The sequence below is a fragment of the Microcystis panniformis FACHB-1757 genome (assembly GCF_001264245.1).
Lineage (GTDB): Bacteria > Cyanobacteriota > Cyanobacteriia > Cyanobacteriales > Microcystaceae > Microcystis > Microcystis panniformis.
Genome location: NZ_CP011339.1, coordinates 5,679,079 through 5,686,839, shown reverse-complemented (window position 1 = coordinate 5,686,839; position 7,761 = coordinate 5,679,079). Strand labels below are relative to the sequence as shown.

Below are 7,761 nucleotides of genomic sequence, written 5' to 3'. Positions count from 1 at the left end.
GAGAACGGCAAATTGAAGGTAAAAAATAACTATTTTTAATATCTTATAACAGTTTAATCCGGTCTGATGGGAGATAACCTAAAAGCAAAATCATTCAACCTTGATATAGAGATGAAAAAGTATCTAGCAGAGTTCATCGGGACGTTTTGGCTCGTTCTCGGTGGTTGCGGTAGTGCCGTTTTAGCGGCAGTATTTGTGGTAAAGCCAAGAGTGTCGTAGATGGTGCTGATTTTAATATCCATCTGGGGATTTCTTTTGTGGGTGTCGCCCTCGCCTTCGGTTTAACCGTCCTTACTCTTGCCTACGCTTTCGGGCATATTTCGGGGGGACATTTTAATCCCGCCGTTTCCTTCGGTCTCTGGCAGGTAAACGCTTCCCCGGTTCGGAACTACTTCCCTACATCATCGCTCAAGTTTTAGGGGCGATTTTAGCGGCGGTAATTATCTACATTATTGCCAGTGGTCAACCTAGTTTCGCTCTGGGAGGCCGTAACCCTCTGGCCACCAATGTTACGGAGAACATTCTCCCGGTGGTTACAGTTTATTCGCGCCGCTTTGGTCACGGAAGTGGTCTTGACCTTCATGTTCTTAATTATCATTTTAGGCTCTACCGATCGACGCGCTCCAGCGGGTTTTGCTCCCATCGCTATTGTTTAGGATTGACCTTAATTCACTTAATTAGCATTCCGTGACCAATACCTCCGTTAACCCCGCTCGTAGTACCGGTGTTGCTCTTTTATGCGGTAATATGGCTCTCGTTGGTCAATTATGGTTATTCTGGATTGCTCCCATTGTTGGGCCGTGGCTGCGGTTTCCTCTACAATAGTTTCTTTGAAGAAACTTTAGAAGAAAGGCGAGTTAGAGAATAAGTGGAAAGTTACCGCTAAAGTTTGATTGCTTCAAAAGTCAAGTGCTGATAGCGATTCCTGTGGGGTCGCTATTTTTTTCGTCCCCACCGACAAAATTGAGCAGCGCTCGTCGTCCTTGCTCGCCTCGATCGAGTAAAGTAATCTCTAGATAATTTTCCGGCAAAAAAGTTAAACGTTCTGACCATTCGATCGCCACTATCCCTAAATCCACCTCGATTCCCTGCCAATAATTTTAGGTACAGCGCTCGATATCTTGACCCTGCAAACGATACAAATCCAAATGATACAAAGGAAGGCGGCCTTCGCTATATTCGTTAACGAGGGTGAAGTAGGACTAGCTATAGGCTCTTGAATACCCAATCCTAGGCCAATTCCCTGTACTAAGGTGGTTTTTCCCTCCCACATCGCCTTTTAATAAAATTACACTGCCGGGGGCCAAGGTTTGCCCCAGTTTTTCCCCTAAATTGACAGTAGCTTCTCGATCGGGTAAGTCGATAATCATTTTTTCCGCTAGGATGCCAATTAATCACTGATTCTAATATGAGTAGGTAGGCGTTAAAAGTTATCAGATGCCCCCTTATTAAGAGGGGATCCCCCCGCCTACCGCACCCCCTTATCAAGGGGGCAGGGGGATCGAACCTAAAATCCATTTTTAATTTAATTATAACCAGCTACTTAGCGATCAGAGCAGGTTTCTGACCTTCTTGGCCCTGGTGGGCTAAATCTGGTCTTTTGATCGAGAAAAATAGAAGCAGTTAAACTCATCTCTTATCTTTTAGTCTTACCTTTGGTCAAATGGTCGCCATCAGGGCAGAGATAAGCGATCGGCGAAACCTTCCGGTAGATTAGACTAAATGGGAGTTGGTTAACTGCTTTTATAAAATTGATGGTTCCTAACCATCAGCATTGTCTAGGGTCGAAGGCAATAAAACACCGAAGTTTAGGACTTTAAGCCAGAAGTTAAGAAAAAAAGTAAATTATTATTTTTGAGTAATGGCCACGGTGAAGATGAGATCGCGATCCGGATTATTAAAAGACTGCAATCATCTCCCCTCTGTCCGGATATTACTGCTTTATCCCTAGTGGGTAACGGTTATGCTTATACTCGTCTGGGGATTCCCCTTCTCGATCGAGGTCAAAAAATGCCCTCTGGGGTTTTATAACTAGGGATGCCAAACAATTATGGCGAGATCTGCGGGAGGGATTATTAGGATTAACCTCCCGTCAATACCGTCTGGTCAAAAATTGGGGCCAAGAAGGGGGAAAAATTGTCGCAGTGGGAGATATCTTACCCCTTGCCCTTGCTTGGTTGAGCGGGACAGATTATGCTTTTGTGGGAACGGCTAAATCGGAATACTATCTCCGGGATGAGCAGGGATGGTTAGATAGTAGCTCGATGATCGATCGCCTCTGGGGTTCCTATTATTATCCCTGGGAACGCTGGTTAATGGCTCATCCTCGCTGTCGGGGGTTTTCCCCGGATAGTTTAACTAGCAAAATTTTACAACAGTGGTCAATTGCCGTTGTCGATGGGGGTAATCCGATGATGGATGACCTTTTACCCTCGATAACGGGCGATTTTCCCCAAGATTGCCTAACTATTCTGCTGCTACCCGGTTCGCGCTTTCCCGAATCTCTCCACAATTGGCAGCAAATTCTCGCAGCTGTGACGGCCATGATCGGACGTTTCCCGATTACAAGCTGGAATTTTTGGCAGCGATCGCTCCTCCTCTCCCCCTAGAATCTTTACGGCTGCTTTAACTTCCCGGGTTGGCGAGAACAAAGCATAAACAAGTTTATTTGTCAAGAGGTATTTATAACTATTTCTCAAAGGGATTACGCCGAATATTTAGGCCGTTGCCATCTAGCGATCGCCATGGCGGGAACTGCCACGGAACAGCTCGTCGGTTTGGGTAAACCGGCGATCACAATTGCGGGATCTGGACCACAATTTACTCCCCATTTTGCCAAACTGCAACAGCGTTTATTAGGCTGTTCAATTCTCTTAGGTGATAGTGCCGACTCAGTGGCGACAAGTTAGAATATTTATTACAAAATCCCCCAAAGTGGCAAGAAATCGCCTTTAATGGTCGTCAGAGAATGGGATCGGCCGGTGCCTCCGATCGCATTGCCCAATGGTTACTAGGGTATTTTTGCCCTTAAACGAAAGTATCGGTCTGATTTTCGCCGCTAGTGGGCCCCTCAAAAATAGTTTCTAGGCGATTTTTTGGGCGCTTGGTTGTTGTCCATAGCTGAAAAGATAGGGAATTTCTCCGCTTTGTTGACGAAACCACTGGAAAACGTAGGGACTACCATAAATAATCAATGCTTGAATTTGTCCAGTTTTCAGCAAAGCTTGATAGATAGCTTTCGTTTCCTCCCTTAATCCGGCACTACCCGAAAAGGATTACCACGGATGAATACTTGTAGGAGAGTCGTTTCTGGGAGACGAGGACTGATTAAAGGTGCTACGGTCGATTATTTGGTTTGATAACCCCATTGTCGGGGAATTGTCACCGCCGGACAAGAGCGATCGAGAAAGTCACAGTTGAGTAAATCATCGATAATGATTAAATTGCGGCCTTGAGTGCTTTAATGGGTAAATTACCGCTAACTGTTTGGGAATCTTTTAAAATATCGCTGACAATCTCTAGAGCTTGCGGTGCCGCTAAACTGCTTAAGGATTCTAAGGATGGCTGTCTTTGCCCTAATTTTTCCTTTGCTCGTTGAATACGTTGCCAAGAATCATTAATTCTGGCTTCGCTAATTGTACCCGCTTGCACGGCACTATACACCGCTTCGATCGCTTCGATCGGATCGGGAGGCATTAACAGTATATCGGCCCCCGCCTGTACCGCCCTCACTGCTATGGCGGCAGCGCTGGCAATTTTAGTCACTCCTCCCATAATCAGGGCATCGGTGACGATTAAACCCTGAAAACCGAGATTTTGGCGCAGTTTTTCCCCGAGAATTTTCGAGGAAAGAGTAGCGGGAAATTCGGCATCCCAAGCGGGAATTAACAGATGGCCTGACATAATACTATCAACCCCCGACTCGATCGCCGCTTGAAAGGGCGGCAATTCGATCGCTTCTAGGCGATGATGATCGTGGTTGATGATGGGAAGATCGAGATGGGAGTCATTGCTGGTGTCACCGTGGCCGGGAAAATGTTTGGCCGTGGTCAAAACTGGATAGGAATCGGCCCCTAAAATAAAAGCTTGAGCTAGATTAGCGACGATTTCGGGAGTTTCAGCGAAGGAACGAATATTGATAACAGGATTGTCGGGATTATTGTTCACATCGACAATTGGGGCTAAAATCCAGTTAATCCCGATCGCTAGTGCTTCCTTCGCGTAATTGCTCCCATTTCCCTAGCATATTCTGTGGCTTTTGTCAAGCTTTTTTCAGCTATTTTCCTAAAGCCATCGGTGGGGGGAACCAAGTAGCGCCGGAAAACCTTTGGCCGACTCCCTCCTCGATATCGCAGCAATGAGCAGAGGATTATCCCCGGACCAACTTTGTAATTGTTGGCTACGGAGAGCGATTTCGGCGGCGCTGCCTCCCAACAGAATCACCCCACCGAGGTGGAGGGTTTCTAACCAATGTTTCAGGGTGGCGTTGACAGGTTCCCAAGCAGGATAGCGGATTTGTTGGTCAAAGAGATAGCCGGAAGCGCGGACTACTATCATCTGACCAATGCGTTCTTTTAGGGATAAAATGCGATCGCTCACTATTCAGTTATCAGTTATCAGTTATCAGTTATCAGGTTTAAGTTTTAAGTTCCCAGTTTTGTCTAAATCCAGTTTTGCCTAAATTTAGTTATCCTCTACTGGTCACTGGTCACTGATATCGGAATCGTCATCTTCTGGGGTCGATCGCTTTTAATATGATCAAGAAGGTGTAACATTCGATCGCCGCGTTCAAGGGAAGAATCTTCTAGGAAGACCACTTCGGGGGTACGTCTGAGACGGATGCGTTGACCGAGTTCGCGCCGGACGAATCCCGCAGCAGCTTTTAACCCGGCCATAGTTTCGGCCTTTGCATCTTTGTTGCCGTAGATAGACACAAAAATCCTAGCGTGTTGTAGGTCGTGGGAGAGATCTACATCGGTAACGCTAACCATACCAGCACCGACCCGATCATCTTTAATTTCCATTAATAACATTTGGCTGACCTCGCGCTTAATTAGCGAGGACACGCGAGATACTCGACGGTCGTTAGCCATAATTTTTGTCCCCTAAAAACAGCGAAACCCTTACCATTGTATCAAGCTAATCCGAGCATGGCTTTGAGGGTGAAATAAAGAAAGGCGAAAGTTCCCCCCAGAAAACCCACAAGTGCGATCGCTGTGAGGGGATTTTTTAATAAAGGGGCCAACCAGCCGAAAAAGGCGAAGAAAATCCCTAAACTAAAGCTAATCAGATAGCGGGGGTAACGGCTCACGTTATCAAAAAGTCGCCCATAAATTTTATTTATTATCTTTGTCCGTAAGTAATTATAGCAGTAAGCTTCGATGCTGCCACGCCGCCCGATTCAAGGGACTTAGCCACAGCCATGTTCAAGGATAATTCGATAACCTTTGAGAGAAGGATCGGTAAAAACATCCTCTGGATTCCGACCGATCGCTATCTGTTTTTCTGGTAAAACTAAAGTGATAACGGGTAAGGTAGAAGTATTTATACGCGGACAAAAAGATGGGGCTGTGCATCATAATTAGGGCGATGGAAGTCCTAGCAATTGGAGTGGATGGGAATCACTGGGTGGCGAAATCCAAGGCTCTCCTACAGTTGTTTCTTGGGGAACTGACAAACTTGATTTTTTTGCCCGTGGGATGAATAACCGGATTTAGTATTATTTAGGGCTTGCTGAAAAAGTTTTTCGTGGGCAGGGTCTGGGGTTTTACCCATTTTCAGGGAAAAAGTCCCTGAATTTGCCCCCTGATCACTCCCATGCCGGGTACTTTTTGATTGACAAAAAGTCTAAAAGTCTTATCCAACAAGGTTTTAAGATTTATTCAGCCAGCCCTATATAACTGATTACTGATTACTGTCGCGGCTGCACGGGGAAACCTTGACGCTGAAGCATTTCCGCCGCATCTTGGCCCGGTTGATAGTTGATGCCGAGGGTAGAGGTGGCCGTATCTTCGATGATTTTGGGAGTGAGGAGAATAATCACCTCCGAGCGGTCGTTGCGATTGGTACGACTGCGGAATAAAGCCCCTAAAATGGGAATATCCCCTAAAATCGGCACTTTTGTCTCAGAACTCTGTTGGCGCTCTTGGATAATCCCGGAAAGAATTAAACTCTGTCCATCCCGGAGACGAATTAAACCAGAAGTCAATTCCCGACGAATCAGAGGGGTAAGGGTGTTGACTGTCAGACCACCGCTATCAAATCGAATTGGAGATCCCGGAGAGGCAACAGTGGGGCTAACCGACAGGGAAATAAAGCCGTTATCATCCACCTGATCGATGTTTACCGCTAAAGTTAATCCAGCATCGGCCAGTACAGGGACAGTGGTGCGTACGCCACTGAGAGGATCTACACTTGTCGCCACACTTTCTAGCACTTTCTCGGTGAGCTTAACGGTGGCCTGTTGACCTTCCTGCACCACCAGGGAGGGATCGGTGAGAATCTTGGCATTTCCTGTCTGAATTGAGGCTTGCAGGGTCATCAGGAATTTTTGGGGATATTGGAATAGGGTCGGGGGTTCGTATTCGTACTCTATTATTCCCGTCTCTGGTCAATATTAACATCACTCAAACCGGGTTGGAAGGGGTTAACAGTGCGACCAAAACTAGGGCGCGAGTAGGGTGTTAGACCCCCTGAAAAGTCATTGGGTCCTTGGTTAACACGGCCAAAGGGAGCGCCATTCTGAATGTCAAAAAAAGGTTGAATTTCTGCTGTCCCCGTACCCGATATGATATCGAAAATCGGCACAACAGGCTGTGCAAAAGCCCCCGCTCTGCCTACAGTCGAGCTAGTGGGTGGGTTGATATTACCAAAGTTCAGCACTGCCGCCCCGTTATCTTGAACAAAGAAACCATCGTTAAAACCGAAGGAAAAACTACTGTTAAAACGGTCTGTATTGAGTAGGTTAACATCGATAACTTTGACATTAACTACCACCTGACGGCGACGGGCATCTAGTTGGGTTAATAAAGAGGTGGCGATCTGGACTTGCCGCGCTTCGCCGATTAAATTGATAGAATTAAGGCGCTCGTCGGCGGCAACTCTTAAACCAGTTAAAAGTAAGGCAGCTTTTGAGCCTTTCGTTTCTTGGGGGGCCAGTGGCTCTAGGGTGGGAGGAACATCCCGGCGACCGATGACTCGTCCGGTGAGGGGATCGACGATATCCTCGGTTTGGGTAACTAAACGCTGGTATTCTGCCCCTTGGGTAGCGAGGAAAGTGGCGGCGGCGACGGATTTAACTTGGTTGAGACGCAGGGTGCGGCTAATCAGATTACGAGCGCCTTGGGGTAATTGCGCCCCAACAAAGATAGTTGTACCCTGACGGTTGGCCTGGAGTCCAGAAATTAACAATACGGCATTAAAAATGTTTTCCACCGATTCGTTAGTAAATTCTAAGGAAACTGTCTGAGAGGTGGCGTTAGTTTCCCCCTGGGCGCTGGTGAAAACGACGTTATAACCGGCATAGTTAGCAAGGGTCATTAACACTTCTCTAGCGGAAGCTTCCCGGAGTAAAACACGAGGTACAATCATATTACGCTCGAATTTGACCTTTTCGGCACTAGCATCGATGTTAGAGATGGCAATATCTCCCACCGGTGGGGCGACGGCCCGGGGTAGGGTGTAGGGCTGTTTCATTCTCCCATCAGAATATCAAAAGTAAAAGCGATCACTATCAGGTAAAATGAGAAGTGACCGCCAACT

Annotated in this window: 3 protein-coding genes and 5 pseudogenes; 2 read left to right on the top strand and 6 right to left on the bottom strand. The window is 46.8% G+C overall.

Annotation, left to right across the window (positions count from 1 at the left end):
• Positions 1-66: 66 nt before the first annotated feature.
• Positions 67-868: pseudogene (gene aqpZ, locus VL20_RS26610) on the top strand (aquaporin Z).
• A 37-nt stretch (positions 869-905) separates the two neighbouring features.
• Here aqpZ and tsaE read toward each other — a convergent pair.
• A pseudogene (gene tsaE / locus VL20_RS26605) lies at positions 906-1,370 on the bottom strand (tRNA (adenosine(37)-N6)-threonylcarbamoyltransferase complex ATPase subunit type 1 TsaE).
• 484 nt (positions 1,371-1,854) lie between these two features.
• Between tsaE and VL20_RS26600 the strand changes: the two are divergent.
• Positions 1,855-3,031, top strand: a pseudogene (locus tag VL20_RS26600) (lipid-A-disaccharide synthase-related protein).
• On the opposite strand, the pseudogene VL20_RS26595 reads toward VL20_RS26600, so the two are convergent.
• From VL20_RS26595 to VL20_RS26580, 5 genes and pseudogenes are all read right to left on the bottom strand, one after another.
• Positions 3,028-4,599: pseudogene (locus VL20_RS26595) on the bottom strand (glycoside hydrolase family 3 N-terminal domain-containing protein). The pseudogenes VL20_RS26600 and VL20_RS26595 overlap by 4 nt on opposite strands.
• A gap of 95 nt (positions 4,600-4,694) precedes the next feature.
• A complete protein-coding gene (rbfA, locus tag VL20_RS26590; protein WP_128575358.1) occupies positions 4,695-5,093 on the bottom strand; it encodes a 30S ribosome-binding factor RbfA in 399 nt (132 codons plus the stop codon).
• A 41-nt stretch (positions 5,094-5,134) separates the two neighbouring features.
• Positions 5,135-5,335, bottom strand: a complete 201-nt coding sequence (locus VL20_RS26585; protein WP_052278328.1) for a DUF751 family protein — start codon at positions 5,333-5,335, stop codon at positions 5,135-5,137.
• Positions 5,336-5,343: 8 nt separating this feature from the next.
• Complete coding sequence (locus VL20_RS33500) at positions 5,344-5,472, bottom strand: hypothetical protein (RefSeq protein WP_283160162.1); 129 nt, start codon at positions 5,470-5,472, stop codon at positions 5,344-5,346.
• Between the two features lie 439 nt (positions 5,473-5,911).
• Positions 5,912-7,680, bottom strand: a pseudogene (locus tag VL20_RS26580) (secretin N-terminal domain-containing protein); the annotation flags it as partial.
• Positions 7,681-7,761: the final 81 nt, after the last annotated feature.